Origin of the sequence: Actinomadura sp. WMMA1423, from assembly GCF_006547145.1 — a bacterium.
Lineage (GTDB): Bacteria > Actinomycetota > Actinomycetes > Streptosporangiales > Streptosporangiaceae > Spirillospora.
Window position 1 is genome coordinate 789,680 of record NZ_CP041244.1, and the last position, 25,811, is coordinate 815,490.

A 25,811-nucleotide genomic window follows, 5' to 3' on the forward strand; every position below is an offset into this window, starting at 1 on the left:
GCCGGCCGGCGCCGTCTCCGCTCGTCACTCCTCCGCCGCTCCTCAGGCGTGTTCCGGCGCGGCGTGCCCGAGCCTGGCGGTGAGCTCCTCCAGCAGGCCGGCGGCCGCGTCCGCGAGGACGGTGCCGGGCGGGAAGATCGCCGACGCGCCCGCCGCGCGCAGCTCGTCGAAGTCCCCGGGCGGGATGACGCCGCCGACGACGATCATGATGTCGTCGCGGCCCAGCGCGGCCAGTTCCTCGCGCAGCGCCGGGACCAGCGTCAGGTGGCCGGCGGCGAGCGAGTTGACGCCGACGATGTGCACGTCGGCCTCGACGGCCTGCAGGGCCACCTCGGCGGGGGTCTGGAACAGCGGGCCCACGTCGACGTCGAAGCCGAGGTCGGCGAACCCGGTCGCGATCACCTTCTGGCCGCGGTCGTGGCCGTCCTGCCCCATCTTGGCCACGAGGATGCGGGGCCTGCGGCCCTCGGCCTCCTCGAACGCGGCGGTCGCGGCCCGCGCCCTCTCGATGCCCGTCACCTGGCCCGCCTCCTCCCGGTACACACCGGAGATCGTACGGATCTGCGCCGCGTGCCGCCCGTAGGCCTTCTCGAGGGCGTCGGAGATCTCCCCGACGGTCGCCTTCGCCCGGGCCGCGTCGATGGCGAGCGCCAGCAGGTTGTGCTCCAGGTCGTTCGGCCGGGTGCCGTTCTCCGCGGCCTCGGCGGAGCGGGTGAGCGCCTCCAGCGCGGCCCGGGTCGCGGTCTCGTCGCGCTCCTCGCGCAGCCGGCGCAGCTTGTCGATCTGCTGGGCGCGGACGGAGGCGTTGTCGACCTTGAGGACCTCGATCTCCTGCTCGGTGTCGGGGCGGTACCTGTTGACGCCGATGACCGGCTGCCGCCCCGAGTCGATGCGGGCCTGGGTGCGGGCGGCGGCCTCCTCGATGCGCAGCTTGGGCAGCCCCTCGTCGATCGCCTTGGCCATGCCGCCCGCCTGCTCGACCTCGGCGATGTGGCCCCAGGCGCGGCGGGCGAGGTCGTAGGTGAGCCGCTCGACGTAGGCGCTGCCGCCCCAGGGGTCGATCGTGCGGGTCGTCCCGGACTCCTGCTGGAGGAGCAGCTGGGTGTTGCGGGCGATGCGGGCCGAGAAGTCGGTCGGCAGCGCGAGGGCCTCGTCCAGCGCGTTGGTGTGCAGCGACTGGGTGTGCCCCTGCGTGGCGGCCATGGCCTCGACGCAGGTGCGCGCGACGTTGTTGAACACGTCCTGGGCGGTCAGCGACCACCCGGACGTCTGCGAGTGCGTCCGCAGCGACAGCGACTTCGGGTTGCGCGGCTCGAACGTCTTCACCAGCCGCGCCCACAGCAGCCGTGCGGCGCGGAGCTTGGCGACCTCCATGAAGAAGTTCATGCCGATCGCCCAGAAGAACGACAGGCGCGGCGCGAACGCGTCGATGTCGAGGCCCGCCTCCCGCCCGGCGCGGATGTACTCGACGCCGTCGGCGAGCGTGTAGGCGAGCTCCAGGTCGGCTGTGGCCCCAGCCTCCTGGATGTGGTAGCCGGAGATCGAGATGGAGTTGTACTTCGGCATCCGCTGCGAGGTGAACGCGAAGATGTCGGAGATGATCCGCATGGACGGCTGCGGCGGGTAGATGTAGGTGTTGCGGACCATGAACTCCTTGAGGATGTCGTTCTGGATGGTCCCCGCCAGCGCCTCGGGCCTCACCCCCTGCTCCTGCGCGGCGGCGATGTAGAGCGCGAGGACGGGCAGGACGGCGCCGTTCATGGTCATCGACACGCTCATCCGGTCCAGCGGGATGCCGTCGAAGAGCTGCCGCATGTCGTAGATGGAGTCGATCGCGACCCCGGCCATGCCGACGTCGCCGGACACGCGGGGGTGGTCGGAGTCGTAGCCGCGGTGCGTGGCCAGGTCGAACGCCACCGACAGGCCCTTCTGCCCGGCCGCGAGGTTGCGGCGGTAGAAGGCGTTGGACTCCTCGGCGGTGGAGAAGCCGGCGTACTGCCGGATCGTCCACGGCTGGGTCGCGTACATCGCCGGGTAGGGGCCGCGCAGGAACGGCGCGATGCCCGGGTAGGTGCCGAGGAAGTCGAGCCCCGCCAGGTCGTCGCCGGTGTAGAGGGGCTTGACGCCGATGCCCTCCGGGGTGTCCCAGGTCTGGGCCTCGGGTTCGGCGCCGGTCGCGCCCTCGACCGCCGCGCGCCACCGCTTGGCGGCCTCGTCGGCGGGGGGCGCCGTCCCGAGCTCGACCTCGGTGAAGTCGGGGATCATTCGTTCACTCCCAGATCGTGGAGGGTGGTCTCCAGCACCTCGACCGCGTCGCACCCGGCATGCACCCGGTCGTCGACCCCCTCGTAGGTTCCCTTACCCGCAAGCCAGACCTTCACCGCACCCGCGTCGCGCAGGATCCGCGCCGCCTCCGCGGCCTGCTCCTCGTACAGGGCGTCGCTGGAGCAGAGGCAGGCGACCGCGGCGCCGGACGCCCCGAACTCCTCGGGGGCGCCCGCGACCGTCTCGATCCCGCCCGCCTGGAAGAGGTTGGCGGCGAACGACGCGCGCGCCGTGTGGACCGCGATCGGCCCGAGCGTGGCGAGGAAGACCTTCGGACGGGCGCCGGCGGCCTCGGCGTGCGCGTCGGAGCGGTCGCGCAGGGCCTCGAAGTCCTGCGCGTAGGCGACGACCGGGAGGCCGCCGCCGGGCGCCGGCGGCGCGGGGTCGCGCGAAGGCGCGGTCTCGGCGAGGTTCGGGAACTCGCTGACGCCGGTGAGCGGCGCCCTGCGCCGGGCGATGTCCTCGCGGCGCCGCTCCCAGGTGGCGGCGAGGCGGCGGGCGACGAGGCCCGAGTCGAGGGCGGCGGCCAAGCCCCCGGCCCTCTCGATCTCGGTGAACCAGGCCCAGGCCGCCCGGGCGATGCCCTCGGTGAGGCTCTCGACGTACCAGGAGCCGCCCGCGGGGTCGACGACGCGGGCGAGGCTCGACTCCTCCAGCAGCAGCGTCTGGGTGTTGCGGGCGATGCGGCGGGCGAAGCCGTCCGGCAGGCCGAGGCGGGCGTCGAACGGCTGGACGGTGACCGCGTCCGCGCCGCCGACCCCGGCGGCGAAGGCCGCGACGGTCGTGCGGAGCATGTTCACCCACGGGTCGCGCCGCGTCATCATCGCCGACGAGGTGACCGCGTGGACGCGCGCGTCGGTGCCGTCCGCGGCGCCGCTGACCTCCGCGACGCGCGCCCACAGCCGGCGCGCGGCGCGGAGCTTGGCGATCGAGGAGAACTGGTCGGCGTTGACGGCGAGGCGGAACTCGACCTGCCCGAACGCCTCGTCCACGCTCAGCCCCGCGCCGGTCAGGGCGCGCAGGTACGCGACTCCGGCGGCCACCGCGGCGCCGAGCTCCTCGGCGTCGCTCCCGCCCGCGTCGTGGTACGGGGTCCCGTCGGCGACGACCGCGCGCAGCCCCGGGAACTCCCGGGCGCAGCGGACGGCGAGCGCGGCGGCCTCGTCCAGGGACCCGGGCGTCCCGGTGCGCGCCGCGAGGCCGAGCGGGTCGGCACCGAGGTTGCCGGACGCGGCGGCCGCGTTCCCGCGCTCGGCGACCAGGGCCAGGAACGCCTCGGCGGCCTGGCCCGCCGAGGCGCCCGCCTCCAGCACGACGGGGGCGAGGTCGAGCAGGACGCCGCGCAGCGCCTCGGGGAGCGCGGCCACCGGCATGCCGCCTTCGCCGAGCCGCAGCCAGACGGAGGTGGCACCGTTCTCCAGGTCGGCGAGGACCGCCTCGCGGGTGACGGCCGGGTCGGGGTGGGAGTGCCGCTGCCGGACGTCCCATCCGGCGATGCCCTCGCCGTCGGGGCGCACCTCGCGCACGCGGGGGGCCAGCCCGGGGCGTCCCGGCGGCGCGTCGTCGCGCGTGTAGAGCGCGGCGATGGGCACTCCGTCGTACGACTCGCGGGTCAGCAGACCCTCGATCTCGTCGAGGGGGGTGTCCTCGCCCGCCGCGCCGGACCTGCGCAGCACCCCCTTCACCATCTCCCGCCACCGGTCGCGGTCGGCCGTGGGGAAGGCGGCGGCCAGTTCGAGTTCCTCAGGCGGCACCGTCATGCCTGGATGGTAGGCGAGCGGCCGAATCCGGCTCAAAACCGGGTCCCGCTGACCAGTACCCGGGCCCGGGCGGAGCCGCCGGTTAGCGCTCCGGCCTCGGGGAAGGGGGGTGGCCATGGCCCTCGAATCGCTCCCCGGCGACCTCTACCACATGCAGGAACTGCTCGACGAGCGGGAGAAGGAGATCCTCGGGAACGTGCGCGGCTTCCTGGAGGCGGAGGTCGCGCCGATCGCGAACGACTGCTGGACGCGGGCCGAGTTCCCGTTCGCGCTGGTTCCGCGGTACGGGGAGCTCGGCGTCGCCGGCCTGGCCTACGACGAGTGCCCCGGCGAGAAGCCGAGCAGCCTGCTCACCGGGTTCCTCGCGATGGACATGGCCCGCGTGGACCCGTCCATGGCGACGTTCTTCGGCGTCCACGCCGGGCTCGCGATGGGCAGCATCGGGCGGTGCGGCTCCCCGGAGCAGCGCGAGCGGTGGCTGCCCGCGATGGGGCGGATGGAGAAGATCGGCGCGTTCGCGCTCACCGAGCCGGACGGCGGCTCGGACGTCGCGCTCGGCCTGCGCACCACCGCGCGCCGCGACGGCGACCACTGGGTGCTGAACGGCGCGAAGCGCTGGATCGGCAACGCCACGTTCGCCGACCACACCGTCGTGTGGGCCAGGGACGAGGCCGACGACCAGGTGAAGGGGTTCGTCGTCGCCAAGGGCACGCCGGGGTTCACCGCGACCCGCATCGAGAACAAGATCGCTCTGCGGACCGTGCAGAACGCCGACATCGTCCTGGCGGACTGCCGCGTCCCCGAGTCCGACCGGCTCGCGGGGGCGAACGGCTTCCGGGACACCGCCGCGATCCTGCGCCAGACCCGCAGCGGCGTCGCCTGGCAGGCGGTCGGGGTGATGCTCGCCGCCTATGAGATCGCCCGCGACTACGCGGTGGAGCGCGAGCAGTTCGGGCGGCCGATCGCCAAGTTCCAGCTCGTCCAGGACCTGCTGGTCAGGATGCTGGGCAACGCCACCGCCTCGCTCGGCATGGTGGTGCGGCTCGCCCAGCTCCAGGACGAGGGCCTCTACCGCGACGAGCACTCCGCGCTCGCCAAGGCGTACTGCACCAGCCGCATGCGCGAGGCGGTCGGCTGGGCGCGCGAGCTGATGGCCGGCAACGGGATCGTCCTCGACTACGGCATCGGCCGCTTCGTCGCCGACGCCGAGGCGCTCTACTCCTACGAGGGCACCCGGGAGATCAACACGCTGATCGTCGGGCGGGCCGCGACGGGCATGGGGGCGTTCGTCTGACCGTCGCCGCGGCGGCGGTCCCCCTCCCGCGCGGACGATCTCCGGGTACCCCGCAAGGCCCTGTGGCGAGGGGCGTTGCTAGAGTTCGGCGTCGTAGAGCCCGCCCCCGAACCGCGCAGAGGGAAGACGAACGCATGTCGACTGGCAGCCACGCCGGGCGCCCCAAGTCCTGGGCCGCCGTGGCCATCATCTTCGTCGGTTTCGCCATCGGCGGCGTCGGCGTCACCATGGGCCCCGACTGGGCCGTGTTCGGGGTGGGCGCCGCGGTGACCGTGATCGGCGGCATCATCGCGCTGGCCGTCGACATCATGACCGACGTCGTCGTCGACGAGCCCCGGCGGTAGCGGTGTTCGGCCGGCCGCCCATCGAGGAGCGGATCGCCGCGCGGCAGCGCGAGCGCGGCCCTCTCAAGCCGGGGACCGTCTTCCCGCACGGGCCCGCGAAGATGCTGTTCTTCTTCGGAATCGGCGTGGTCGTCCTCACGCACCTGGTCGCGCTGTCGATGTACTTCGTGGACCCCGGCCCCTGACGGCGGCCGGGAGCCCCGCGCGCCACGCGCACCGCATGCGGGGGGCCCGCCTCAGCGGCCGCGATCCGAGCCGTTGGGCGGGCCCTTGCGCTTGTCGCCGAAGTAGAACATCCCCACCAGGAGGAACACCCCCACGGCGACCAGGATGACGAGCACGCCGGTCGAAGTGGACCCGAGCATCCGACCTCACCTCCTCTTCCGCCGGTCCTCCCCCGACGATGCCCGCGGAGCGGCGAGTCAAAATAGGGTCAAGAGACCCTTTTCTCCCTATTCCGGGCCGCCCGGCAGGTGCGGGCTTCGCGGCGGCGACGTACTTTCGTAGGGACCTTGGCCGCCTGCGTCGCCCCCGAGCCCGAGGTGGTGGGATGGCCCTGCGATTCGGAATCGAGGAAGAGTACTTCGTCGTCGATCCCGTCTCACGGGAGGTCGTCCCCCGCGCCGCCGCCGTGGTGCGCCGGGCGCGGGCGGCGCTGGGCGAGCGCGTCTCGACGGAACTGGTCGCCTACCTCGCCGAGGCCAAGACCTCCCCCTGCGACGACCTGGACAAGCTCGGCGAGCAGATCCGCTTGATGCGGGGCGTGATGGCTGCCGCCGCGGCGGCCGAGGGCGTCCGGCTCGCCGCGACCGGCACCCCGGTGCTGGGCGACCTCGTGCCCGCCCCCATCGCCCGGGGCGCCCGCTACGCCGAGAGCCTCGCCGTCTACCGGGGCCTGGACGACGAGCAGTGCATCTGCTCGTGCCACGTCCACGTCGAGATGCCCGACCGCGAGCGCGCCGTCCAGGTCAGCAACCACCTGCGCCCGTGGCTGCCGACGCTGCTGGCGCTGGCCGCGAACTCGCCCTACTGGGCGGGGCGCGACACCGGCCACGCCTGCTGGCGCGCGCTGGCCTGGGCGCGGTGGCCGGTGGCGGGGCCGCCGCCCTACCTCGCGTCCGCCGGACACTACGACGACCTCGTCGGGAGCCTGCTGGAGTGCGGCGCCCTGATGGACAGCGGGACGATCTTCTGGGACGTCCGGCCGTCGGCACGGCTGCCCACGGTGGAGATCAGGCTCGCGGACGTCGCCCCGACGTCCGGGGAGGCGGCGGTGTTCGCCGCGCTGGTCCGGGCGCTGGTCCAGGTGTCGTCCGACCTGGTGGAGGCGGGCGAGCGCGCTCCCGACCCGCCCCAGGAGATGCTGCGCGCGGCCTACTGGCTGGCGGCGCGGCACGGTCTCGCCGGGCGGGGCGTGGACGTGCGCACGGGCCGTCCCGCCGACTTCGGCGCGCTGGCCGGCGACCTGCTGGCGCACGTGGCGCCCGCCCTGCGCGCCGCCGGCGACCGCGACGCCGTCGCCCGTGGCGTGCGGCGCCTCGTCGCGGGCGGGACGGGCGCGGAGCGGCAGCGCGGCGCCTACCGCCGGCGCGGGCGGCTGACCGACGTGGTCGACGCCGTCATGCTGCGCGACCGCCGGCCCCGGTGCGGCGACGGAGGGGGGTGAGGCGGCCGCGAACGCAATTGGTCCGGATATTGTCTGTTTTCAAGACCCCCTTCGGGGGTACCGCTCGTTCGGAACAAGAATCGGCTGACCTCGGGGGATGTCCGCATGACCCTGCTCGCACGGCTTCCCGCCAGCGCGTACCCTCTACCGAATGCGCGCGACGGCGGAACCGGACGAAGCGGCCCCTCGATGAGCCTCGGGCTCGGCGGGGCGGGCGCGGCACGCGCGGAGGCGTTCGTCCACCAGGCGCTCTTCTACCACGGCGACGAGGAGTACCTCGCTGGCGGCGCGCGGTTCATCCGCGCGGGACTCGAGGCCGGCGAGCCCGTGGCCGTGGCGGTGCCCGGCGACCGCCTGGCCGTGCTCCGCGGTTACCTCGGCCCCGCCGCCGCGCGCGTGACCTGGCTCGACATGGCGAAGGCGGGCCGCAACCCCGGACGCATCATCCCCGGGGTGCTGCGGCGCTTCGCCGACCGGCACGCCGGGGGCCGGGTGCGGATCATCGGCGAGCCGGTCTGGCCCGGCCGCTCGGCGACCGAGTACCCCGCCTGCGCCCAGCACGAGGCCCTGATCAACCTGGCCTTCGCCGGTCGCGCGGCGACCATCCTGTGCCCCTACGACGCCGCCCGGCTGGACCGCGTGGCGCTGGCCGACGCCCTCGCCACCCACCCGGTGGTGATCGACCGGCGCGGCGAGCGCGCGAGCGGCGGCTACGCCCCGCACCGCGTCATCAGCGAGTACAACCTCCCGCTGCCCGAGCCGGCCGAGGCGGTCGCGATGACCTTCGACCTGGACGCGCTCCCCGCCGTCCGCGAGTTCGCCTGCCACTGGGGGGCGCGGTTCGGCCTCGGCGCCGCCTCCGTCGGCGACCTCGAACTCGCCGTGAACGAGCTGGCCGCGAACTCCTGCCTGCACGGCGGCGGCGGGGGCACCGCGCGGCTCTGGGCGGAGGACGGGCACGTCGTCTGCGAGGTCCGGGACGCCGGGACGATCAGCGACCCGCTCGCCGGGCGCCGACCGGCGGACATGAGCCCGCACGGCGGCCGCGGCATCCTCATGGTCAACCACCTCGCCGACCTCGTCCGCGTCCACACCGGACCGGACGGCACGGCCATCCGCGTCTACATGAGGACCTGACCCCCGGCCTCAGTCGATCGCCCGGCCGAGCCCGGCCAGCGCCTCGGCCAGCAGCGCGTCCCGCCCGGTGGAGGCCGCGTACTCGGCCAGCGTCGCGCTGAGGTTCAGCGCCAGGACGCGCGCCGCGGCCTCCTGCTCCGCCGGGACCGGCCCGTACTCCCCCAGGAACGCCTCCCGCGCGGCGCCCGCGAAACCGGCGTAGGCCAGCGAGAGGTCCACCGCCGGGGCGGCGAGGCACAGGTCCCCCCAGTCGATCACTCCCGCGGCATGCCCGTCCGGCGCGAGCAGGAGGTGCCGGACGTGCAGGTCCCCGTGGACGAGCACCGGGTCGCCGCCCGGCGCGGCCCGACCCCCGGCCTCAGTGAGGAACTCACCGACGGCCGGGTCGCGCTTCCACACTCCGCGTGAGGCGAGGGCGTCGAGGCGGCCGCGCGTCAGCCTCGCGCGCCCGGCGGGGTCGGCGCGTCCCATCGGGTCGACCGGCAGCCCCTCTCCCGCCTCGGCGGCCAGGGCCGGGTCGTGCAGGGCCCGCAGGAAGGCCCCGGCCTCGGAGGCGAGGGCGACCCGCCGCTCGTCCGGCGGCCGCACCTCGGCGAGTTCGCGGCCCGGGATCCGCCGCCCGCCCCAGAACGGCCAGGGGAAGTCGTCCGACGGCTCGCCGACGAAGCGCGGCACGGGCACCGGCAGCGGCAGCCGCCCCGCGAGGACGGGCAGCACCGCGATCTCGCGCTCGACCCCCGGGATCGCCATCCGCCGGCGCGGGAAGCGGAACGCCCACTCCCCGCCGACGAGGAGGACGGTGTTGTCCCAGCCGGCGGCGAGGCGCTCCACCGGGGCGCCGCGGAGCTCAGGGAACCTCCGCCCGATCAGCGCGCTCGCCAGCTCTGCCGTCACCTCGCGCTCGGGCGCCCATTCCGGAGTCGTCACGTGCGGCCACGCTACCGGTCCCCGGCGGGGTCCGCGTCGTCGCGACCCGGCCCGCCGTCCGCCGCAAGATCTACGCGGTGTGGCGCGCCGGGTCGGACCGGCCGGCCGTCCAGGCCTGCGTGGACGCGCTCCGGACCGTCGCGGAGCGGCTGCCGGACGGGCGGCCCGCCTCATGAGCGGGCGCGCCGCCCGCCGACGCGGCCCCGGGGCTTGAAGACCGACAGGGCGGTGGCGGTGAGCAGCATGAGGACCTGGCAGGAGACGACCGCCACCTGCTCCCACCGCCGCCCGGCGGGCACGACCGCCCCGCCGGCGGTCGCGTGCACGACGGTGATGGTCTTGCGCACCGGCGGCCGCGGCCGCCAGAGCTGCCCCGCGGCCGCCGGCCGCGACCGGACGGTCGGCATCTCGATGCTCCCGGTTCTCTCGACGACGCCCCGATCGTGCGACGGCGGCGCCGGCGCCGGCGTCGGCCGCCCGGAGTCCTTCCGGCTGCCCCGCGCGGAGCCGCGGGCCGCGGGGCCGCCTGCTCCCCGCGTGGTAGCCGGCCTTCGGCACGGGGGCAGGCCGAGACTTGACCCGGCCATCAGATGCGGGAGGCGAGCGGCGGGAATGATGCCTTGCGCCCGGTATTCCGATAGTTGATGGGGAAAAATGCGTCTTCTAGCCCGCGCTCACCAGATGCCCGTCCGGCTGGCCGTCGGCGCGTTCGTCCTGAACTCCGGCCTGTCGAAGCTCCAGGACCTGGAGGGGGCCGCCGAACAGACCCACGGGACGGCGAAGACCGCCTACCCGTTCCTGGAGTCGAGGGACCCGAAGGACTTCACCCGCGTGCTCGGCCGGGCGGAGGTCGCCCTCGGCACGGCGCTGGTGGTCCCGCTCGTCCCCTCGCTGCTCGCGGGCGCGGCCCTCACCGCGTTCTCCGCGGGGCTGGCCGGCCTGTACCTGCGGCTGCCCGGCATGCGGCAGGAGGGCGGGCTGCGCCCCTCACCGCAGGGCATCCCGCTCGCCAAGGACACCTGGCTGGTGGGGATCGGGGTCTCGCTCGTCCTGGAGGAGCTGGCGAGGGCGAAGTCGGAGCACTGCGCCCGCGGTTGACGCCTCCTTGACGCGGGGCCGCGGCTCCGGTGAGGATCGGCGCGTCCCCGAGGAGGCCCCGCATGACGTCCGAGCCCCGCCCGTCGTCCCCCCTCGTCCGCGCGGCGGACGGCGCCGGCGCCGCGGCGGTCGCCGCCGTCCTCGGACGCGCCTTCGACGACGACCCCGTCTGGCGGTGGCTCCTGCCGGACGACGCCTCCCGCGTGCGGCGGATGACCGCCCTGTTCGGCATCCTGCTCCGGCGGGTGCACCTCCCCCACGGCGCCACCGAGACCGCCGCGCGCGGGGACGCGCCGGAGGCCGCCGCGCTGTGGGACCCGCCCGGCCGGTGGAGCGTGCCGCTGCGGCTCCAGGCGGCCCAGGCGGTCCCGCTCCTGCGCATCCTCGGCGCCAGGACGCCCGCCACCCTGCGCACCCTCAGCGCGATCGAGAAGCACCACCCGCGCGAGCCGCACTGGTACCTGGCCGTGCTCGGCACCGATCCCCCCGCGCAGGGCAACGGCCTCGGCGCCGCCCTCCTGCGCTCGCGGCTCGACCGCTGCGACGCCGAGGGCCTCCCCGCCTACCTGGAGTCGTCCAAGGAGCTGAACGTCCCCTACTACGAGCGGTTCGGCTTCCGGGTGACGCGCGAGTTGCCGCTGCCGGGCAAGGGGTGCCCGCCGGTCTGGCTCATGTGGCGCGACCCCGAGCGCTGATCCCGAGGGGCCTCCACCGCGCATCGACGGCTTCGGTTAAGTGCCTGTCATGGCCGGAAAAGGCCATCCGTCAGGGTCCCCCGCGGCGGGGAATGCCCGCGGCCCCGGCCGCCCGCCGCAGAACCGGGCGTGCGCGCGCCAAACCTGATTGGCCCGAAGCGGCCACGGCCGTGCCGGTTTTCGGGCGGCCCGCCGGACGGGGCGGCCTCCCGGCCCGGCCCGGGGCCTACCGTCGCAAGTGAGCCATTGCACCGATCCCCTCTGGTGAAGGCGACAGGTGAGCACCATGCCCATGGTCGGCACGAGGGTGCCGGAGACGCCGCTCGCCCTGCACAGGCCGGGTCCGGCGCGCGTCCAGGACTACCTCCTCGGCGGCAAGGACAACTACGCCGCAGACCGCGACCTCGCGCAGCGGATCCTGCGGGTCGTGCCGCAGGCCGCCGGCGCCGCCCGCGCCGCGCGCTCCTTCCTGGGCGCCGCCATGGCCCTGCTCGCCGGACGGGGAGTGCGGCAGTTCGTCGACCTCGGCTGCGGCCTGCCGAGGACCGACAACGTGCACCAGATGGCCGCGCGCCGCACCGGCGGCACCCGCGTCGTCTACGTCGACCACGACCCGCTCGTCATCGCCCACGCCCGGGCGCTGCTCATCGACGGCGGCAACGTCGCGGCGCTGCGGGCCGACATCCGCGACCCCGACGCGATCATGGGCAGTCCCGAGGTGCGGCGGCTGATCGACCCGGCCGAGCCGGTGGCGCTGGTGTTCTCCGGCGTCCTGCACTTCGTCCCCGGCGCCGAGGAGATCGTCGCCGGCCTCGCGGCGGCGACCGCGCCCGGCAGCGCACTGGTCGTCTCGCACGCCACCGGCGACTTCGCCCCGGAAGCCGTCGCGGAGGCCGCGCGGCTCTACCGCGAGGCGGCCTCGCTGCCGGTGCGCCCGCGCGGCGGCGCCGAGATCGCCCGGCTGCTCGGGCCGTTCCGCCCGCTGCCGCCGGGGGTGACGCCGCTCGTCCCGGTCGGGCCCGGCCGACCGCCGGGCGAACCGGTGATGTACGGCGCCGTGGGCGTCCGCTGACGCGGTTGTGGGGTTGCTCACATCGATCCGGTCCGCCCCCACCGGCGGCCTTCTCCGGTTCTGCGCGCCCGCCCTGCTCTCACCGCTCATCCGGCGCCCGGGCATCGTGACGCTGCGTCAGGCGGCGGGTACGACGATTCAGGGAAATCTCATTTGCCGGTTAGAAACGGTAACGGTTCGGCCCCTATCGTGGCCCGGATGCCGACGAACACCCTGACCCCACCGGACAAGACGATCGGCGCTCCCCCGGCGAGGGCGCCCCGCATGGGCTGGCTGGACGCCCTGCGCGGCCTGGCCGCCCTGGTGGTGGTGTTCGAGCACTCCCTGGACGTGCTGCTGCCCGAGGTCCGCCGGGCCACCGGGCCCTGGTTCGACTTCGGCAGGTACGGCGTCTTCGTCTTCTTCCTCGTCAGCGGCTACGTGGTGCCGTTCTCCCTGGAGCGGCGCGGCAGCGTCCGGCAGTTCTGGGTGGGCCGGTTCTTCCGGCTGTATCCGGCCTGGGGCGTGTCGGTGGCCCTCGCGCTGCTGCTCGGCGCGGCCGGCCTCTCCTACGGGCTGCCCGCGCCGATCGGCGACCGGCCCTGGGCGTCCGCGCTGGCGCACCTGACGATGCTCCAGGACCTGCTGGGCGTCCCGAACGTCGTCAACGTCTTCTGGACGCTCTCCTACGAGATGGTCTTCTACCTCCTCGTGACGGCGATGTTCGTCGCCGGCGTGCACCGGGCCAGCGCCCGGGTGGCCCTCGGCTTCGGGGTGGGCGCGGCGATCCTCGGGGTGGCGCTGCCGTCCGCGCTGCTGGCCTCGCGGTGGCCGGGCGGGACGGTCCTCGCCGCCGCGCTCCTGCTCGCGGGCGGCCTGGCCGCCATGGTCGCCCCGCACCGCGGGCTGCGGCGGGCCGGCGTCGCCGCGGTGGCCGCGCTGGCCCTCGTCCTGCTCGTGCTGAACAGCCGCATCGGCGCCATCGAGAGCCTGTGCATCATCGCCACCATGTTCGCCGGGACCGCGATCCGCGGCATCCAGGACGGGCGGCTCCGGCCCCTGCCCGCCGCGGCGATGGTGGCGATCGTCCCGGCCCTGACGCTGGCGGCGGGCATGCGCACGCCGACCAGCTGGGCCCTGCACGCCAACCCGAACCCGCTCGGCCCGGACTGGTCCATCGCCGTGGGCGCCGCGTGGCTCACGTTCCTGGCCGGACTCGCCGTGCGCCGCCTCTCCATGCCGCGGGTCCTCGTGTGGCTCGGCATGGTCAGCTACTCCGTGTACCTGCTGCACCCGCTCGTCGTCCAGGCGGTCTGGCACGCCGCCGGACGGGAGACCTGGGGCCTGCCGGTGCCGGTCCGGGCGGCCTGGGGGGTGGTCCTGCTGGCGTCGGTCCTCACCTCGGCGGCGCTGGCGCACCGCTACGTCGAACGCCCCGCCCAGGACCTCGGACGCCGCCTGACGGCACGGCGTCGCTCCCCCGCGCCCGTCCCCGCGCCGCAGGCGGCCGCTTCCTGACCGCCCGTCCTGACCGCCGTCCCGGGCCTGCCGGGCGGTGGCACGGGTGATGACAGGGTGAGTTTTCTTGCCTAGGGTGATTCGCCCGAGCCCACCCCGCCGAACGGACACCGGATGACAGAAGGGCCCATGCCCGCCGAGCTGCCCGACGTACTGCGGCAGCACCTCCAGGCCGCCGTGGACGAGATGGAACGGGAGATCCGCGACCAGGTCCCCGAGTACGCCGGCGCCGACGGGGGCGAGTACGCCCGCAGGGTGGAGCGGACGGTCAGCGACACCGTCGCGTTCTTCGTGGACTCCGTCGACCACCCGACCGCCGACGCGCGGAAGATCACCGAGATGTACATGCGGCTCGGCGAGGAGGAGGCGCGGCAGGGCCGGAGCCTGGCGGCGCTGCAGAACGCGATGCGCGTGAGCAGCCAGGTCGCCTGCCGCCGGTTCATCAAGGACGCCTACCGGCTCGGCTGGTCGCGCGAGACGCTGGGCCGGCTGACCGACTCGCTGTTCATGCTGCTGGCGCGGGTCGCCGACGCCGCCGCGCAGGGCTACGCCCGCGAGCAGGGGCAGCTGGCGACCGAGCGCGAGCGCCGCCGCGACCGGCTCCGCGACCTGCTGGTCGCCGAGCCCGCGCCCGCGCCCGAGGCGATCGCCGAGCTCGCGGTCGCGGCCCGCTGGGAGCTGCCGAAGAGCATCGCGCTGGTGGCGCTGCCGCCGGGGGCTCCGGCGGGCGCCCGGATCCTGCCGCCCGCGGTGCTGGCCGACTGGGAGGCCCCGGTCCCCTTCCTCGTGGTGCCCGACCCGGAGGGCCCCGGCCAGGACCGGGTGTGGCCGGCGCTGCGCAGGCTCGGCACGGCGGCGGTCGGCCCGACCGTCCCGCTCGGGCAGGGCGCGGTGTCGCTGCGCTGGGCCCGGCACGCCCTGACCCTGACGGAGCGGGGCCTGCTGCCGGACGACGGCCCGGTCCGGTGCGTGGACCACATCGCGCCGCTGGCCACGCTCACGGCGGACGAACTGGTCGGCGCGACCGCCGGGGCCGTCCTCGGGCCGCTGCTGGAGCTTCCGCCGGCGCGCCGGCAGCCGCTCGCCGAGACCCTGCTGACCTACCTGCAGTGCGGCGACAACGCGGTGATCGCCGCGGAGCGGCTGCACATCCACGAGCAGACCGTCCGGTACCGGCTGCGCCGCATCACCGAGCTGACCGGCGGCCGGTTCACCGAGCCCGACGGCCGCCTCGACCTCATGCTGCTGCTGAGCTGGCTGGTGCGGACGGGCCGCGCCGAGCGGACGGCCTAGCCGCGCTCAGCGGCCGCCCAGGCGGTGCCCGAGGAACGCCAGTTCGCGGCGGAGCTGCCGCCGCCAGAAGGCCGCGTCGTGGCAGCCGCCCTCCAGCCCGCCCTCGGGCCGGACCCGCTCACGGAACTCGCGCACCCGGCCGGCGAACGGGTCGCTCGTCCCGCAGTCGACGCGCAGCGGGGCTCCCTTCAGCTCGTCCAGCGCGCGGAAGACGTCGTGGCGCTCGTAGTCGGCCGCGCCGTCGAACGAGCGGCGGTTGGCGGCGACCGCGTCCTCGTAGGAGGCGAACAGGGCCGGGGACGCGGCGACCACGGCCGCCGTGCGCGCGGGGCCGAGGCGGCGGGCCAGCAGGAGGGCTCCGTAGCCGCCCATGGACCAGCCGATGGCGCCGACGCGGCCGGTCCTGGCGCCGCGCTCGCGCAGCCGCGGGAGCAGCTCGTCCACGATCATGCCGAGCGGGTCGTCGCCGCCGGCGCGGGGATGCCAGTAGGTGTCGGGCCCGCCGTCCACGCTGACCAGGGCGAACGGGGGCACCCCGCCGCGCGCGACGGCGTCGGGGAGGTAGTGGTCCAGGGCGAGCTTGCGCACCAGGGAGGAGCCGTCGTCGCCGGTGCCGTGCAGCGCGACGGCCACGGGCAGGCCGCGCAGCGGCCGGCCCGCGGCGGGCGGGACGATGGTCGCGGTGACGGCGGCGCGGCGGTGCGCCGACCGCCACGTCACCCGCTCGGGTTCGACGGACGCGGCGGGCGGGGCCGGCGCGTCGCCGCACTTGCCGAGCGCGCGGTCGAGCCGCACCTTTCCGGGGAGGACCTCGCTCTCCACCAGCGCGTAGGCGGTGCCGCCCGTGGCCGCGGCGGCCCCGATGCCGCCGAGCCCGCCGAGGACGAGGGCGCGTCGGGTGATCAAGAGGCGTCCTCTCGGGAGGGTCCGGGAACCGTATCGCCCTCGCGCGTCGCGTGCGCGGACCGCGACAGCAGCGCCACGCCGGCGGTGAGCAGGAGCACGCTGAAGGACAGGGCCGTGAACGCCGCGGCCGTCCGGGGCGGCAGCGTCTGGAAGGCGAAGGCGGCCACGAGGTAGGAGGCGATGGGGTTGGTCATCGTCATCGCGGTCATGGCGACGGGCAGCGACCCGGCCGCGAACGCGCGCTGCTCGATGACCAGGCCGAGCAGCGTGCTGCCCGCCAGGGCGTAGCCGGGCCAGTCGACCGCGGTGGCCGCGACGCCCCGGTCGACCAGGTCCGCGGTGGTGAGCTTGATCAGCACGGCGGTCGCGGCGAAGCACAGGCCCGCGCAGACGCCGAGCAGCGCGGACCGCACCGGGCCCCTGCGCAGCCACGCCGCCCGGGACAGCACCACGACGATCGGCGCGGCGACGAGGCCGGCGAGCAGGATCCGCGGCCGGGAGGGCTCGCCCTGGGGCGGGATCGCGCCCGGCACCGTGAACAGGACGGCGAGCCCCGCGGACACGGCGGCGCCGCCGAGCAGGTCCAGCCGCGCGGGCCGGCGCCCCGTGCCGATCGTGCCGAGCGCGATCGTGAAGACCAGCTGGGTGACCAGCAGCGGCTGGACGACGGCGGTCGAGCCGAAGTGCAGCGCGACGGCCTGCGTGAAGAACCCGGCGAGGTTGACGCCCCACCCCGTCAGCCACACCGGGTCGCGGACGAGCCGGCGGATCAGCCCGTGGGCGGCGGACGCGTCCGATCCGCCGTGCACCGCCCTCCGCGCGGCCCGGTACTGCAGCGCGGCGGCCGCGGCGAACAGGAACGCCGCGAGCAGGCTGAAGCCGATCGACCACGCCATCAGGCCGCCCCTCCCGCCTCGCGCACCGCACCGCCCACCACAGATCATCCTGCCCGCCCCCGGACGAGCCGACCACGACCGGACCTCTTCCCTCGCCCGGGCCCCCTTGACCCGGCGGAAAACGGATCGAAAACAATAGAAACCAACTCAAACAGAAGGGAAGCAATATGAAGCCGGGAGCGGGCGGCGCATGATCGTGACGGTGACGCTCAACCCCAGCCTCGACCGCACGATCGAGGTGGACGCGCTGACCCGCGGCGCGGTCATCCGGGCCCGGTCCGCGCGGCTGGACCCGGGCGGCAAGGGCGTCAACGTGTCCCGGGCACTGCTGGCCAACGGCGTCGAGTCCGCGGCCGTGGTCGCGGTGGGCGGCTCGGACGGCGACCGGTAGCGCCGGCTGCTGGAGACCGAGGGACTGCGGGTGCACGCCGTGCGCGTCGGCGGCCGGACCCGGTCCAACGTCGCGATCGCCGAACCCGGCGGCGTCGTCACCAAGCTGAACGAGCCCGGCGGGCCCCTGTCGCCCGGGGAGCTGGACGAGGTCGGCGCCGCGGTGGCGGCCGCGGCCCGCTCCGCCAGCCGGGTCGTCGGCTGCGGCAGCCTGCCGCCGGGCGTGCCGGACGGTACCTACGCGCGGATGTGCCGGCGGGGACAGCTTGTGCAGCAGGTCGCGGTGCTGCGCCCGCTCGCCGACCTGTGGGTGGACGTGGCGTTCATGGCGACGAACGGCTGCTCGGTCGAGCGCGGGCTGACGACCTCCGACCAGGCCGAGGCCGCGGTGAAGCGGGCGATGATCGCCTCGTCGCGGCGGCGGGTGCTGCTCGCCGACCGGACCAAGATCGGGCATGACCACCTCATGCGGTTCGGCGGCCTCGCCGACGTCGACGTGCTGATCAGCGACACCGGGCTGGACACCGACCTCGCCGCCGACCTCGCCGCCGCCGGCCCGGAGGTCGTCCGCGCCTGAACCGCCGGCCCGCGCGGGAGGGCGCGGGACGGCGGCGGTGGCGCGTCAGCCGGCGGCGGGGACGCCGTTCGCGGGCGCCTGCGGCTGCGGGGTCGTGTAGGGCTGGATCGGCCCGTCACCGTCGTCGGTCGTGAGCGGCTGCCCCTGCGGCACGACGTTCTGCCCCTTGATCGTGCCGATCACCGCCCCGGTGTACCCGGCGTGCGATCCCGCGCCGTAGGCGAACGGGACGACGCCCGGCCCGGTGAAGTGGGACTTCTCCAGCGCGTCCACGAGGCCCTTGCGCGTCGGGTTCTTGCCGGCCGCCTGGAGCGCCTGCACGAAGGTGTAGGCGACCGACATGCCGTAGACGATGTTCCCGTTGAACGGCAGCTTCGGGATGTACTGCCCGTGGATCTTCTTGAACAGCGCGGTCCAGCTGTTGGCGGCGTCGCCCGGCGCGGCCAGGTAGCCGTCGGTGACCATGCCCTGGATGAGCGGGCTCCCCTCGACCTCGCTGCCGCCCTTCTTGGCGAAGCTCTCCAGCAGGCCGGTGAGGGTGATCGGGTCGGATCCGACGTTGCTGACGACGAACGTCGGCTTGTAGTTCAGCTTCAGCGCGGCGAGCCGGAACAGCGCGGTGTAGGTCGGGATGCTGAACAGCACGACGACGTCCGCCTTGGACTGGGCGATCGCCTGCGCCTGCGCGCCGATGTCGGTGCCGCCGGGCTGGTAGGTCTGCCGGGACACGACCTGGTCCTTCGGGATGTACTTGTCGAGGCCCTTCACCCCGTCCTGGCCGAAGTCGTCGTTCTGGTAGAAGTAGGCGACCTTCTTGCCCGCGTAGGTCTTCTTGACGTGGTCGCCGAGGATCTTGCCTTCGCGGATGTAGTCGACCTGCCAGCCGAACGTCTGCGGATGCTTGTCCGGCTGGTCCCAGCAGCCGCACCCGGACGCGACGAACAGGTCCGGGACGCGCTGGGCGTTCAGGTAGTCGACGACCTTGGAGTGCGTGGGCGTGCCCAGCCCGTTGAAGATCGCGAACACCTTGTCCTGGAGGACGAGCTTCTGCGTGACGCTGACGGTCTGCGTCGGGTTGTAGGCGTCGTCCACGTACTTGTAGACGATCTTGCGTCCGTGCACGCCGCCGTTCGCGTTGACGTAGTCGAAGAACGCCTTGGACGCCGCGGAGTTGGCGCTGTAGCCGGGCGCGGCCGGCCCGGTCAGCGGCTGGTGGCTGCCGATCGTGACGGTCGTGGCGGTCACGCCCGGCGCCGAGCCGCCGTCCCCGCCGTCACCGCCGCAGCCGCTCGCCGCGACCGCCAGCGTCGCCGCGGTCATCAGGGCTAGCGCCCGCCTGGTCCGGGGTCGCTTCATCTGCTCCTCCTGGGTGCGTTGTGGTGGGCCCCGATCTGTCGCTCGACGCGGGACCGCGCGGCCCGGGAGCCCGGTCGCGCGTCCCGCGTGCGCGGCGCCGCATGGCGCCGCCGATGTCGCGCAGGCCTCCCTGGACGCCGCGCGGGAAGGCCAGCGTCACCGCGATGAGGACGAGGCCGTAGACGGCGAGGGGCAGATTCGACGCGATGTTGTGCGAGAGGCCGGACGAGGACGACAGGTCCGCCGCCCACGTCGGCACGTAGACCAGGATCAGCGCGCCCCACACGGCGCCCGGCAGGGTGCCGAGCCCGCCGATGATGATCGCGGCGATGAGCTGGAGGGACAGCGTGAGCGGGAACGCGCCCGGCGCGGCCAGCGTGGCGACCACGGCGAGCAGCCCGCCGGCGAGCCCGGCGCAGGCAGCCGAGACGACGGTGGCCGCGATCCGCGCCCGGGCGACGCGGACCCCGCTCAGCGCGGCGGCGATCTCGTCGTCGCGGCCGGCGCGCAGCGTCCGCCCGAACCTGCCGCCGGTCAGGTTGGCGAGCAGGAACAGCGTGGCGACGGCGCCGAGGCAGCAGATCCACGCCTGCCAGCGCTCCAGCGGGAACGCGGGGCCGAGCGCGGCGGGCGGGACCGGCGGGGCGACCGTCAGCCCGTTCTGGCCGCCGAGCACGCCGGCGAGCGGCTCGTAGTTGGCGAGGCCGGGCAGCCCGACGGCGAACGCTAGGGTCGCGCCCGCCAGGTAGGGGCCGTGCAGCCGGGCGGCGACGGCGCCGACCACCGTGCCCGCGACCGCGGTGACGCCGGCCGCGGCCGCGAGGACCGCCGCGAGGGGCCAGCCCCAGTGCCCGATGACCAGCGCGGCGGTGTAGGCGCCGACCGCCATGAACGCGCCGTGCCCGAGGGAGATCTGGCCGCCGAGCCCGGTCAGCACCGTCAGGCCGGCGACCGCGCAGGTGAGGTAGGCGGCCTGCGCGATCTGCAGGTCCCGGTAGGGGCTCGCGGCCGTGGTCAGGAGGTACAGCGCGGCGAGCGCGACGAGGGCGCCGGCCGCGTGCCGGGCCAGGGTCGAGCGGCGCAGGACGCTTCGCACGGGCACGAGCATGGGCGCGGTCACGTGGTCACACCCTCCGTCCGGTGCTCGCGGCGAACAGCCCGTTCGGTCTGATCATCAGGACGGTGATGAGCGCGGCGAGCGCCCCGAAGGCGACCAGGTCGGAGCTGAGGTAGCCGGAGACGTAGCTGAGCGCGCAGCCGAGCAGCAGGCCGCCGGTGACGGCGCCCGCGGGGCTGTCCAGCCCGCCGATCACGGCGGCGGTGAACCCGAAGACGAGCATCGCGTCGAACTGGGCGGGCCCGACGAACACCGACGGGGCGACCAGCACCCCGGCGAGCGACCCGACGAGCGCGGCGAGCGCCCATCCGAGGGTCAGCATCCGGCCGACCCGGACGCCCTGGAGGCGGGCGATCTCGGGGGCGAACGCCGACGCGCGCAGCCGCAGCCCGAGGTCGGTGCGGACGAACAGCAGCGTCAGCAGCACCATCACCGCGGCGACGGCGCCGATGACGAACAGGTCGAACGGCGACAGCAGCAGCCGCGTCCCGCCCGCGGACAGGCCCTTGATGGTGAAGGCGGGCGGGTAGGAGTGCGGCGTGTCGCCCCAGATCATGCCCGCGGCCGCCTGCAGCAGCACCAGCAGGCCGAGCGTGACGATGACGGCGTTCAGCGGCGGCTTGTCCTCGACGGGCCGGACCACGACCCGCTCGACGACCGCGCCCAGCACCAGCCCGGACGCGAGCGCGGCGCCGAGCGCGAGCCAGTAGGAGCCGCCGGCGTCGATGACGCTCCAGGCGAGGAACGTCGTGAACATCAGCATGCCGCCCTGCGCGAAGTTCACGATGCGGGTCGAGCGCCAGATCAGCACCAGCGCGAGCGCGACCGCCGCGAACACCGCCCCGGAGGTGATGCCGGCGAGCGTGAGATTGATGAAGCGCACCATCAGAACCCCAGGTAGGCGTGGCGGAGGCGGTCGTCGGCGGCGAGGACGGCGGCGGCCTCGTCCGCCACCACGCGGCCGAGGTCGAGGACGACGGCGCGGTCGGCGACCGACAGCGCGCTGCGCGCGTTCTGCTCCACGAGCAGCACGGTGCGCCCGTCCTCGTCGCACAGCCGGCGCAGCACGGCCATCAGCTGGGCGACGACCCGCGGCGCGAGGCCGAGGGACGGCTCGTCCACCAGTAGCAGCCGCGGCGCGCCGGTGAGCGCGCGGGCCAGCGCGAGCATCTGGCGCTCGCCGCCGGACAGGGTGGCGGCGGTGCGGGACCGCCGCTGCGCGAGCGGCGGGAACAGCTCGTACATCTCGGCGACCCGCCGCGCGAGCGCCGCCCGGTCGCGCCGCCACAGCCCGCCGAGCCGCAGGTTCTCCTGCACGGTCAGCTCGGTGATGACGCCGCCGCTCTGCGGGACGTGGGCGACGCCGAGCCGGACGACCTCCTCGACCGGCAGGCCGGTGATGTCCGCGCCGTCCAGCCCGACGCGTCCCGCGCGAGGCCGCAGCAGGCCGGAGACGGCGCGCAGCAGCGTGGTCTTCCCCGCGCCGTTGGCGCCGAGCACGGCGGTGACCGAGCCCTCCTCGACCGACAGGTCCACGCCGCCGAGCGCGCGGACGGCGCCGTAGGAGACGGTGAGGTCCCTCACCTCAAGCACCGGGGACCTCCTCGCCGAGGTAGGCGTCGAGGACGGCCGGGTCGTCGCGGACCCGGTCCGGCGGCCCGCTCGCGATGACCTTGCCGAAGTCGAGCACGACCACCTGGTCGCACACGCTCATGACGAGGTCCATGTGGTGCTCGACGAGGACGACGGCGGGCCCGCCGCGCAGCCCGCGGATCAGCTCGGCCAGCTCGTCCATCTCGGCCGCGGACAGGCCGGCGGCGGGCTCGTCCAGGAGCAGCAGGTCCGGCTCGGCCACGAGCGCGCGGGCCAGCGCGACCCGCTTCTGCACGCCGTAGGGCAGCTGCCCGGGCGGCCGCGCGGCCTCGCCCGCCACGCCCAGCTCCGCCAGCCGGGCCATGGCCCGCTCGCGCAGGGCCGCCTCGTCGCGGTCGGCGCGCGGCAGCGCGAGCAGGCCGGACCAGAACCCGGCCTTCGCGTGCGGCTCCGCGCCGACCATGACGTTCTCCAGCACGGTCAGCCCCGGGAACAGCCCGAGGCCCTGGAGGGTGCGCGCGATGCCGAGCCGGGTCAGGTCGTGCGGGCGGTGCCGGCGCAGGGCCCGGCCCCGCCAGCGCACCTCGCCCGCGTCCGGCCGGACGAACCCGCACACGACGTTGAAGAGCGTCGTCTTGCCCGCGCCGTTCGGGCCGATCACCCCGGTGACCCGGCCCTCGGGCGCCGTGAGGGACACGCGGTCCAACGCGACCAGCCCGGCGAAGCGGACGGTCACCGATCGGAGTTCCAGGGTCGCGGAGAAGCCGGACATGTCGCCTCACCTCGCCGATGAATCAGCGCGAATCCCCCGAGGCCGAAATGCACATACCGACTGGTCGGTTCCATGAAGATAGAATCACCGGGCGCTCCGGTCAACAGCGGATCCGCACCCACCCGGCGGCCGCGCCGGCGGTCCCACGCCCGGCGGTAGGCTGATCGGCGAGTTGCGGGAGGCCGCGCCGGGGCGGCACGAGGCCCGGGGGCGTTCCGGACGGAGGTGGAGTGATGACCCAGGCGCCCGCGAAGAAGGTCTCCGGCACGCTGCCGCTGCCCGACCGGCTGCTGGCCGTGGCGACCCGGATGTTCGCCGAGAAGGGCTTCGAGAGCACCTCGGTCCAGGAGATCGTGAACGCCGCCGGTGTCACCAAGGGGGCGATGTACCACTACTTCGGCTCCAAGGACGACCTGCTCTACGAGATCTACCACCGGCTCCTCGGCCTGCAGATGTCCCGGCTGGAGCAGATCGCGGACGGCCCCGGCACGGCCGCCGAGAGGCTCCGCGCCGCCGCCGTCGACGTCCTCAACACCTCGTTCCTCTACCTGGACGACTTCACCGTCTTCTTCCGCTCGACGCACCTGCTCCCCCGCGACCGCCGCGAGGCCGTCCGCGCCGAGCGGCGCCGCTACCACGAGCGGTTCCGCGCCCTGGTGGAAGAGGGCCAGCGCGAGGGCACGTTCCGCACCGAGACGCCCGCCGACATCGCCGTCCACTTCTTCTTCGGGACCGTCCACCAGATCGGCGCCTGGTACCGCCCGGGCGGCCGCCTCAAGACGGCCGCCATCAGCGAGCACTACGTGGATCTGCTCCTCCACGGCCTGGAGAAGTAGCCGGCGGGGGGCCGCGTGGCGGCCCCCACAGGCGTCAGCGGTCCACGTGCTCGACCTTGAGCTCCGCGTCGCGGTGCCGAGCCCTGAGCGGCTTCTTGTCGAACTTGCCGACCGTCGTCTTGGGGATCTCCTCCAGGAACGTCCAGTACTCGGGGACCTGCCAGCGCGCGACCTTGTCCGCGAGGAACGAGGCCAGCTCGCCGGCGGTCGCGGCGGCGCCCTCGCGCAGGACGACGCAGGCGAGGGGGCGCTCGTCCCAGCGGGGGTCGGGGACGCCGATGACGGCCGCCTCCGCCACGGCGGGGTGGGCCATCAGGTGGTTCTCCAGCTCCACCGAGGAGATCCACTCGCCGCCCGACTTGATGACGTCCTTGGCGCGGTCGGTGATCTGGAAGAAGCCGCGGTCGTCGATGGTGCCGATGTCGCCGGTGCGCAGCCAGCCGCCGTCGAACTTCGCGGGGGCGGGGTCGCGGTGGTAGGAGCCGGTGATCCACGGCCCGCGCACCTCGATCTCGCCGACGGACTCGCCGTCCCACGGCAGCTCGGCGCCGGAGTCGTCCACGATGCGCATCTCGACGCCGGCCGCGACGCGGCCGGACTTCAGCCGCCAGTGCACGTCCTCCTCGGTGCCGGGCTCGACGCCGGGCGGCGGGAACGCCATGCCGCCGAGCGGGCTCGTCTCCGTCATCCCCCAGCCCTGGACGATGCGCAGGCCGTACCGCTGCTCGAAGCGCTCCAGCAGGACCCGGGGCACGGCGGCCCCGCCCGAGGTGCCCGCCCGCAGCGACGACAGGTCGAGCTCCTCCCGCTCCCCGAGGGCGAGGATCGCGTTCCAGATCGTCGGCACGGCGGACGCCAGCGTGCTGCGCTCGGCGGCGACGAACCTCGTGAGGTGCTCCGGCTGCATGAACGGCCCCGGCATGTGCAGCGTCGCCCCGGACAGGAACGCCCCGTACGGCAGGCCCCAGGCGTTGACGTGGAACATCGGGACGATGGTGAGGACGCGGTCGGCCTCGGTGATGCCGATCAGCGACGCCGACTGCACGGCCATCGCGTGCAGGAACGTGGAGCGGTGCGAGTACACCACGCCCTTGGGGTCGCCCGTGGTGCCGCTGGTGTAGCACATGGACGCGGCGGACCGCTCGTCCACCTCGGGCCAGGCGTAGCCGGTCTCCTCCGCGGCGAGGATCTCGTGGTAGCGCAGGACGGGCGCGCCGTTGCCGTTGGCCTCCAGGGGCGAGGCGTCGCCGTCCCCGACGACCACGAACGCCTCGACGGCGGGGAGCTCGCGAACGACGCGCGCCAGGAGCGGGACGAGGCTGTCGTCGACGATGACGACCTGGTCGTCGGCGTGGTTGATGATGTGCGAGAGCTGCTCGGGGAACAGCCGGATGTTCAGCGTGTGCAGCACCGCCCCCATGGCGGGCACCGCGAAGTACGCCTCCAGGTGCTCCTGGTTGTTCCAGCAGAACGTCGCCACCCGGTCGCCGGGACGGACGCCCAGCCTGGCCAGCGCCGCCGCGAGCCGCTCGGCGTTGCGCGCGACCTGCGCGAAGGTCGCCCGCCGGGGCGCGCCGCCGCCCGTCCACGTCACGCACTCGCTGCGGCCGTAGACGCGCGCTCCGTGCCGCAGGATCGCGGCGACGGACAGCGGAAATTCCTGCATCGTGCTGAGGATCATGGCAATTCTCCGAAGGCCCGCGACGGCGAGAGGAACGGTCTGAACGCGCGAATTCCGCACATACCGACCGGTCGGTTCACCATATTTTCGTCACCGCCCCTCCGTCAACGACCCGCCCGGGCGCGGCCCCGCCCGCCACCACGCAGGCGGGTCATGATGGTCGCGCCGGTGGAGCGCCCGGTGGCGTCGGCCGCCTACGGGTTCGACCGGTTCATCGACGGCGGGCTCGCCCCGTACGCGGCGGGCCGGCTGGCCGAGCACACGAACCTGCACGTCCCGTTCGCCGTCGGCGCGGGCGCGATCGTCCTCGGCATCGTGATCCTGACGGCGGGCCACCGCGACCTCGTCGGCGCCGAGCGTCGCCAGGCCGAGCTGGACGGACGGGCCGAGCCGGAGGCCGGGGTCACCGAGGCGGCGGAGGTCGGGCGGGGCCGGAGTCCTAGGGGCCGGAGTTGCGGGGCCGGGCCGGGATCGCGCGCCGCGGCGCTCCCCGGGCCGCGCGGCGCGACGACCTGCGCGGCCCTCGCCAAAAAACGCCCGCCTTTTCTGCGCGGAGGTGCGTAGCCGGGCGGGGCGCGG

Annotated in this window: 26 protein-coding genes and 1 pseudogene; 14 read left to right on the plus strand and 13 right to left on the minus strand. The window is 74.8% G+C overall.

All coding sequences use genetic code 11. From position 1 onward, the window contains the following. Nucleotides 1-42: 42 nt before the first annotated feature. Together scpA and FKD65_RS04190 are read right to left on the minus strand one after the other, a co-directional pair. On the minus strand, nucleotides 43-2,265 hold the full coding sequence (gene scpA, locus FKD65_RS04185; RefSeq protein ID WP_141576233.1) for a methylmalonyl-CoA mutase: 2,223 nt from the start codon (nucleotides 2,263-2,265) through the stop codon (nucleotides 43-45). Then, on the minus strand, nucleotides 2,262-4,085 hold the full coding sequence (locus FKD65_RS04190; protein WP_141576234.1) for a methylmalonyl-CoA mutase subunit beta: 1,824 nt from the start codon (nucleotides 4,083-4,085) through the stop codon (nucleotides 2,262-2,264). Before FKD65_RS04190 ends, scpA begins: the two co-directional genes overlap by 4 nt. Nucleotides 4,086-4,200: 115 nt before the next feature. On the opposite strand from FKD65_RS04190, the gene FKD65_RS04195 reads away from it, so the two are divergent. From FKD65_RS04195 to FKD65_RS04205, 3 genes are all read left to right on the plus strand, one after another. Then, nucleotides 4,201-5,379 carry an acyl-CoA dehydrogenase family protein gene (locus FKD65_RS04195; RefSeq protein WP_141576235.1) on the plus strand — a complete coding sequence of 393 codons (1,179 nt, stop codon included), beginning with the start codon at nucleotides 4,201-4,203 and terminating at the stop codon, nucleotides 5,377-5,379. Between the two features lie 134 nt (nucleotides 5,380-5,513). Continuing rightward, nucleotides 5,514-5,723: an HGxxPAAW family protein gene (locus tag FKD65_RS04200; protein WP_141576236.1), complete on the plus strand. Its 210-nt coding sequence runs from the start codon at nucleotides 5,514-5,516 to the stop codon at nucleotides 5,721-5,723. A gap of 2 nt (nucleotides 5,724-5,725) precedes the next feature. Beyond that, complete coding sequence (locus FKD65_RS04205; protein WP_141576237.1) at nucleotides 5,726-5,908, plus strand: hypothetical protein; 183 nt, start codon at nucleotides 5,726-5,728, stop codon at nucleotides 5,906-5,908. 51 nt (nucleotides 5,909-5,959) lie between these two features. Here FKD65_RS04205 and FKD65_RS46175 read toward each other — a convergent pair whose 3' ends face one another. Continuing rightward, nucleotides 5,960-6,088 (minus strand): hypothetical protein, encoded by a 129-nt coding sequence (locus FKD65_RS46175; protein WP_302931585.1) that lies wholly within the window; start codon nucleotides 6,086-6,088, stop codon nucleotides 5,960-5,962. 185 nt (nucleotides 6,089-6,273) lie between these two features. On the opposite strand from FKD65_RS46175, the gene FKD65_RS04210 reads away from it, so the two are divergent. Both FKD65_RS04210 and FKD65_RS04215 read left to right on the plus strand, forming a co-directional pair. After that, nucleotides 6,274-7,389, plus strand: a complete 1,116-nt coding sequence (locus FKD65_RS04210) for a glutamate--cysteine ligase (protein WP_141576238.1) — start codon at nucleotides 6,274-6,276, stop codon at nucleotides 7,387-7,389. Nucleotides 7,390-7,578: 189 nt separating this feature from the next. Then, a complete protein-coding gene (locus tag FKD65_RS04215) occupies nucleotides 7,579-8,526 on the plus strand; it encodes a sensor histidine kinase (protein WP_141576239.1) in 948 nt (315 codons plus the stop codon). Between the two features lie 9 nt (nucleotides 8,527-8,535). On the opposite strand, the gene FKD65_RS04220 is transcribed toward FKD65_RS04215, so the two are convergent. Both FKD65_RS04220 and FKD65_RS04225 read right to left on the minus strand, forming a co-directional pair. Next, complete coding sequence (locus tag FKD65_RS04220; RefSeq protein WP_240809957.1) at nucleotides 8,536-9,453, minus strand: phosphotransferase; 918 nt, start codon at nucleotides 9,451-9,453, stop codon at nucleotides 8,536-8,538. 170 nt (nucleotides 9,454-9,623) lie between these two features. After that, nucleotides 9,624-9,860, minus strand: a complete 237-nt coding sequence (locus FKD65_RS04225; protein ID WP_141576241.1) for a hypothetical protein — start codon at nucleotides 9,858-9,860, stop codon at nucleotides 9,624-9,626. A 247-nt stretch (nucleotides 9,861-10,107) separates the two neighbouring features. Between FKD65_RS04225 and FKD65_RS04230 the strand changes: the two genes are divergently transcribed. The 5 genes from FKD65_RS04230 (at nucleotide 10,108) to FKD65_RS04250 (ending at nucleotide 15,108) form a co-directional block, all read left to right on the plus strand. Continuing rightward, nucleotides 10,108-10,551 (plus strand): DoxX family membrane protein, encoded by a 444-nt coding sequence (locus FKD65_RS04230; RefSeq protein WP_141576242.1) that lies wholly within the window; start codon nucleotides 10,108-10,110, stop codon nucleotides 10,549-10,551. Between the two features lie 62 nt (nucleotides 10,552-10,613). After that, nucleotides 10,614-11,246 carry a GNAT family N-acetyltransferase gene (locus FKD65_RS04235; protein WP_141576243.1) on the plus strand — a complete coding sequence of 211 codons (633 nt, stop codon included), beginning with the start codon at nucleotides 10,614-10,616 and terminating at the stop codon, nucleotides 11,244-11,246. Nucleotides 11,247-11,532: 286 nt separating this feature from the next. Continuing rightward, nucleotides 11,533-12,318, plus strand: a complete 786-nt coding sequence (locus tag FKD65_RS04240; RefSeq protein ID WP_240810283.1) for an SAM-dependent methyltransferase — start codon at nucleotides 11,533-11,535, stop codon at nucleotides 12,316-12,318. A gap of 198 nt (nucleotides 12,319-12,516) precedes the next feature. Then, nucleotides 12,517-13,815 carry an acyltransferase gene (locus FKD65_RS04245; protein WP_141576245.1) on the plus strand — a complete coding sequence of 433 codons (1,299 nt, stop codon included), beginning with the start codon at nucleotides 12,517-12,519 and terminating at the stop codon, nucleotides 13,813-13,815. A gap of 114 nt (nucleotides 13,816-13,929) precedes the next feature. Beyond that, nucleotides 13,930-15,108 carry a helix-turn-helix domain-containing protein gene (locus FKD65_RS04250; protein ID WP_141576246.1) on the plus strand — a complete coding sequence of 393 codons (1,179 nt, stop codon included), beginning with the start codon at nucleotides 13,930-13,932 and terminating at the stop codon, nucleotides 15,106-15,108. A gap of 6 nt (nucleotides 15,109-15,114) precedes the next feature. On the opposite strand, the gene FKD65_RS04255 is transcribed toward FKD65_RS04250, so the two are convergent. After that, nucleotides 15,115-16,014: an alpha/beta hydrolase family protein gene (locus tag FKD65_RS04255; protein WP_205718541.1), complete on the minus strand. Its 900-nt coding sequence runs from the start codon at nucleotides 16,012-16,014 to the stop codon at nucleotides 15,115-15,117. Next, complete coding sequence (locus tag FKD65_RS04260; protein WP_141576247.1) at nucleotides 16,011-16,910, minus strand: DMT family transporter; 900 nt, start codon at nucleotides 16,908-16,910, stop codon at nucleotides 16,011-16,013. The genes FKD65_RS04255 and FKD65_RS04260 overlap by 4 nt, the downstream gene beginning before the upstream one ends. 190 nt (nucleotides 16,911-17,100) lie before the next feature. On the opposite strand from FKD65_RS04260, the gene FKD65_RS44005 reads away from it, so the two are divergent. Then, nucleotides 17,101-17,301, plus strand: coding sequence for a PfkB family carbohydrate kinase (locus FKD65_RS44005; RefSeq protein WP_168220944.1), 201 nt, complete (start codon nucleotides 17,101-17,103; stop codon nucleotides 17,299-17,301). Nucleotides 17,302-17,586: 285 nt separating this feature from the next. Then, nucleotides 17,587-17,877 (plus strand): annotated as a pseudogene (locus tag FKD65_RS44010) (D-beta-D-heptose 1-phosphate adenosyltransferase); the annotation flags it as partial. A gap of 45 nt (nucleotides 17,878-17,922) precedes the next feature. Here FKD65_RS44010 and FKD65_RS04270 read toward each other — a convergent pair. From FKD65_RS04270 to FKD65_RS04290, 5 genes are read right to left on the minus strand one after another with little or no spacing between them, the layout of a single operon-like run. Then, nucleotides 17,923-19,233: an ABC transporter substrate-binding protein gene (locus tag FKD65_RS04270; protein ID WP_141576248.1), complete on the minus strand. Its 1,311-nt coding sequence runs from the start codon at nucleotides 19,231-19,233 to the stop codon at nucleotides 17,923-17,925. Next, nucleotides 19,151-20,353 (minus strand): branched-chain amino acid ABC transporter permease, encoded by a 1,203-nt coding sequence (locus FKD65_RS04275; RefSeq protein ID WP_205718542.1) that lies wholly within the window; start codon nucleotides 20,351-20,353, stop codon nucleotides 19,151-19,153. Before FKD65_RS04275 ends, FKD65_RS04270 begins: the two co-directional genes overlap by 83 nt. 4 nt (nucleotides 20,354-20,357) lie before the next feature. Then, nucleotides 20,358-21,236, minus strand: coding sequence for a branched-chain amino acid ABC transporter permease (locus FKD65_RS04280; RefSeq protein ID WP_141576249.1), 879 nt, complete (start codon nucleotides 21,234-21,236; stop codon nucleotides 20,358-20,360). After that, nucleotides 21,236-21,943, minus strand: coding sequence for an ABC transporter ATP-binding protein (locus FKD65_RS04285; RefSeq protein WP_141576250.1), 708 nt, complete (start codon nucleotides 21,941-21,943; stop codon nucleotides 21,236-21,238). Before FKD65_RS04285 ends, FKD65_RS04280 begins: the two co-directional genes overlap by 1 nt. Beyond that, entirely contained in the window at nucleotides 21,936-22,715 is a 780-nt protein-coding gene (locus FKD65_RS04290) for an ABC transporter ATP-binding protein (RefSeq protein ID WP_141576251.1), read from the minus strand. The genes FKD65_RS04285 and FKD65_RS04290 overlap by 8 nt, the downstream gene beginning before the upstream one ends. Before the next feature lie 233 nt (nucleotides 22,716-22,948). On the opposite strand from FKD65_RS04290, the gene FKD65_RS04295 reads away from it, so the two are divergent. After that, a complete protein-coding gene (locus tag FKD65_RS04295; protein WP_141576252.1) occupies nucleotides 22,949-23,551 on the plus strand; it encodes a TetR/AcrR family transcriptional regulator in 603 nt (200 codons plus the stop codon). Between the two features lie 34 nt (nucleotides 23,552-23,585). Here the strand turns inward: FKD65_RS04295 and FKD65_RS04300 are convergent, their stop codons facing one another. After that, nucleotides 23,586-25,217, minus strand: coding sequence for a long-chain fatty acid--CoA ligase (locus FKD65_RS04300; protein ID WP_240809958.1), 1,632 nt, complete (start codon nucleotides 25,215-25,217; stop codon nucleotides 23,586-23,588). A gap of 183 nt (nucleotides 25,218-25,400) precedes the next feature. Here FKD65_RS04300 and FKD65_RS44745 point away from each other — a divergent pair, with 183 nt between their 5' ends. After that, on the plus strand, nucleotides 25,401-25,796 hold the full coding sequence (locus tag FKD65_RS44745) for a hypothetical protein (RefSeq protein WP_205718543.1): 396 nt from the start codon (nucleotides 25,401-25,403) through the stop codon (nucleotides 25,794-25,796). The last annotated feature ends 15 nt before the right edge of the window (nucleotides 25,797-25,811 follow it).

Bases quoted from the DNA above. Each gene is read 5' to 3' on its own strand.
- FKD65_RS04260 (WP_141576247.1), bottom strand. From the start codon at position 16,910: ATGGCGTGGTCGATCGGCTTCAGCCTGCTCGCGGCGTTCCTGTTCGCC.
- FKD65_RS04190 (WP_141576234.1), bottom strand. From the start codon at position 4,085: ATGACGGTGCCGCCTGAGGAACTCGAACTGGCCGCCGCCTTCCCCACG.
- FKD65_RS04215 (WP_141576239.1), top strand. From the start codon at position 7,579: ATGAGCCTCGGGCTCGGCGGGGCGGGCGCGGCACGCGCGGAGGCGTTC.
- FKD65_RS04270 (WP_141576248.1), bottom strand. From the start codon at position 19,233: ATGAAGCGACCCCGGACCAGGCGGGCGCTAGCCCTGATGACCGCGGCG.
- FKD65_RS04210 (WP_141576238.1), top strand. From the start codon at position 6,274: ATGGCCCTGCGATTCGGAATCGAGGAAGAGTACTTCGTCGTCGATCCC.
- FKD65_RS04295 (WP_141576252.1), top strand. From the start codon at position 22,949: ATGACCCAGGCGCCCGCGAAGAAGGTCTCCGGCACGCTGCCGCTGCCC.
- FKD65_RS04290 (WP_141576251.1), bottom strand. From the start codon at position 22,715: ATGTCCGGCTTCTCCGCGACCCTGGAACTCCGATCGGTGACCGTCCGC.
- FKD65_RS04200 (WP_141576236.1), top strand. From the start codon at position 5,514: ATGTCGACTGGCAGCCACGCCGGGCGCCCCAAGTCCTGGGCCGCCGTG.
- scpA (WP_141576233.1), bottom strand. From the start codon at position 2,265: ATGATCCCCGACTTCACCGAGGTCGAGCTCGGGACGGCGCCCCCCGCC.
- FKD65_RS44005 (WP_168220944.1), top strand. From the start codon at position 17,101: ATGATCGTGACGGTGACGCTCAACCCCAGCCTCGACCGCACGATCGAG.
- FKD65_RS46175 (WP_302931585.1), bottom strand. From the start codon at position 6,088: ATGCTCGGGTCCACTTCGACCGGCGTGCTCGTCATCCTGGTCGCCGTG.
- FKD65_RS04195 (WP_141576235.1), top strand. From the start codon at position 4,201: ATGGCCCTCGAATCGCTCCCCGGCGACCTCTACCACATGCAGGAACTG.
- FKD65_RS04235 (WP_141576243.1), top strand. From the start codon at position 10,614: ATGACGTCCGAGCCCCGCCCGTCGTCCCCCCTCGTCCGCGCGGCGGAC.
- FKD65_RS04300 (WP_240809958.1), bottom strand. From the start codon at position 25,217: ATGCAGGAATTTCCGCTGTCCGTCGCCGCGATCCTGCGGCACGGAGCG.
- FKD65_RS04225 (WP_141576241.1), bottom strand. From the start codon at position 9,860: ATGCCGACCGTCCGGTCGCGGCCGGCGGCCGCGGGGCAGCTCTGGCGG.
- FKD65_RS04250 (WP_141576246.1), top strand. From the start codon at position 13,930: ATGACAGAAGGGCCCATGCCCGCCGAGCTGCCCGACGTACTGCGGCAG.
- FKD65_RS04245 (WP_141576245.1), top strand. From the start codon at position 12,517: ATGCCGACGAACACCCTGACCCCACCGGACAAGACGATCGGCGCTCCC.
- FKD65_RS04240 (WP_240810283.1), top strand. From the start codon at position 11,533: ATGCCCATGGTCGGCACGAGGGTGCCGGAGACGCCGCTCGCCCTGCAC.
- FKD65_RS04280 (WP_141576249.1), bottom strand. From the start codon at position 21,236: ATGGTGCGCTTCATCAATCTCACGCTCGCCGGCATCACCTCCGGGGCG.
- FKD65_RS04230 (WP_141576242.1), top strand. From the start codon at position 10,108: ATGCGTCTTCTAGCCCGCGCTCACCAGATGCCCGTCCGGCTGGCCGTC.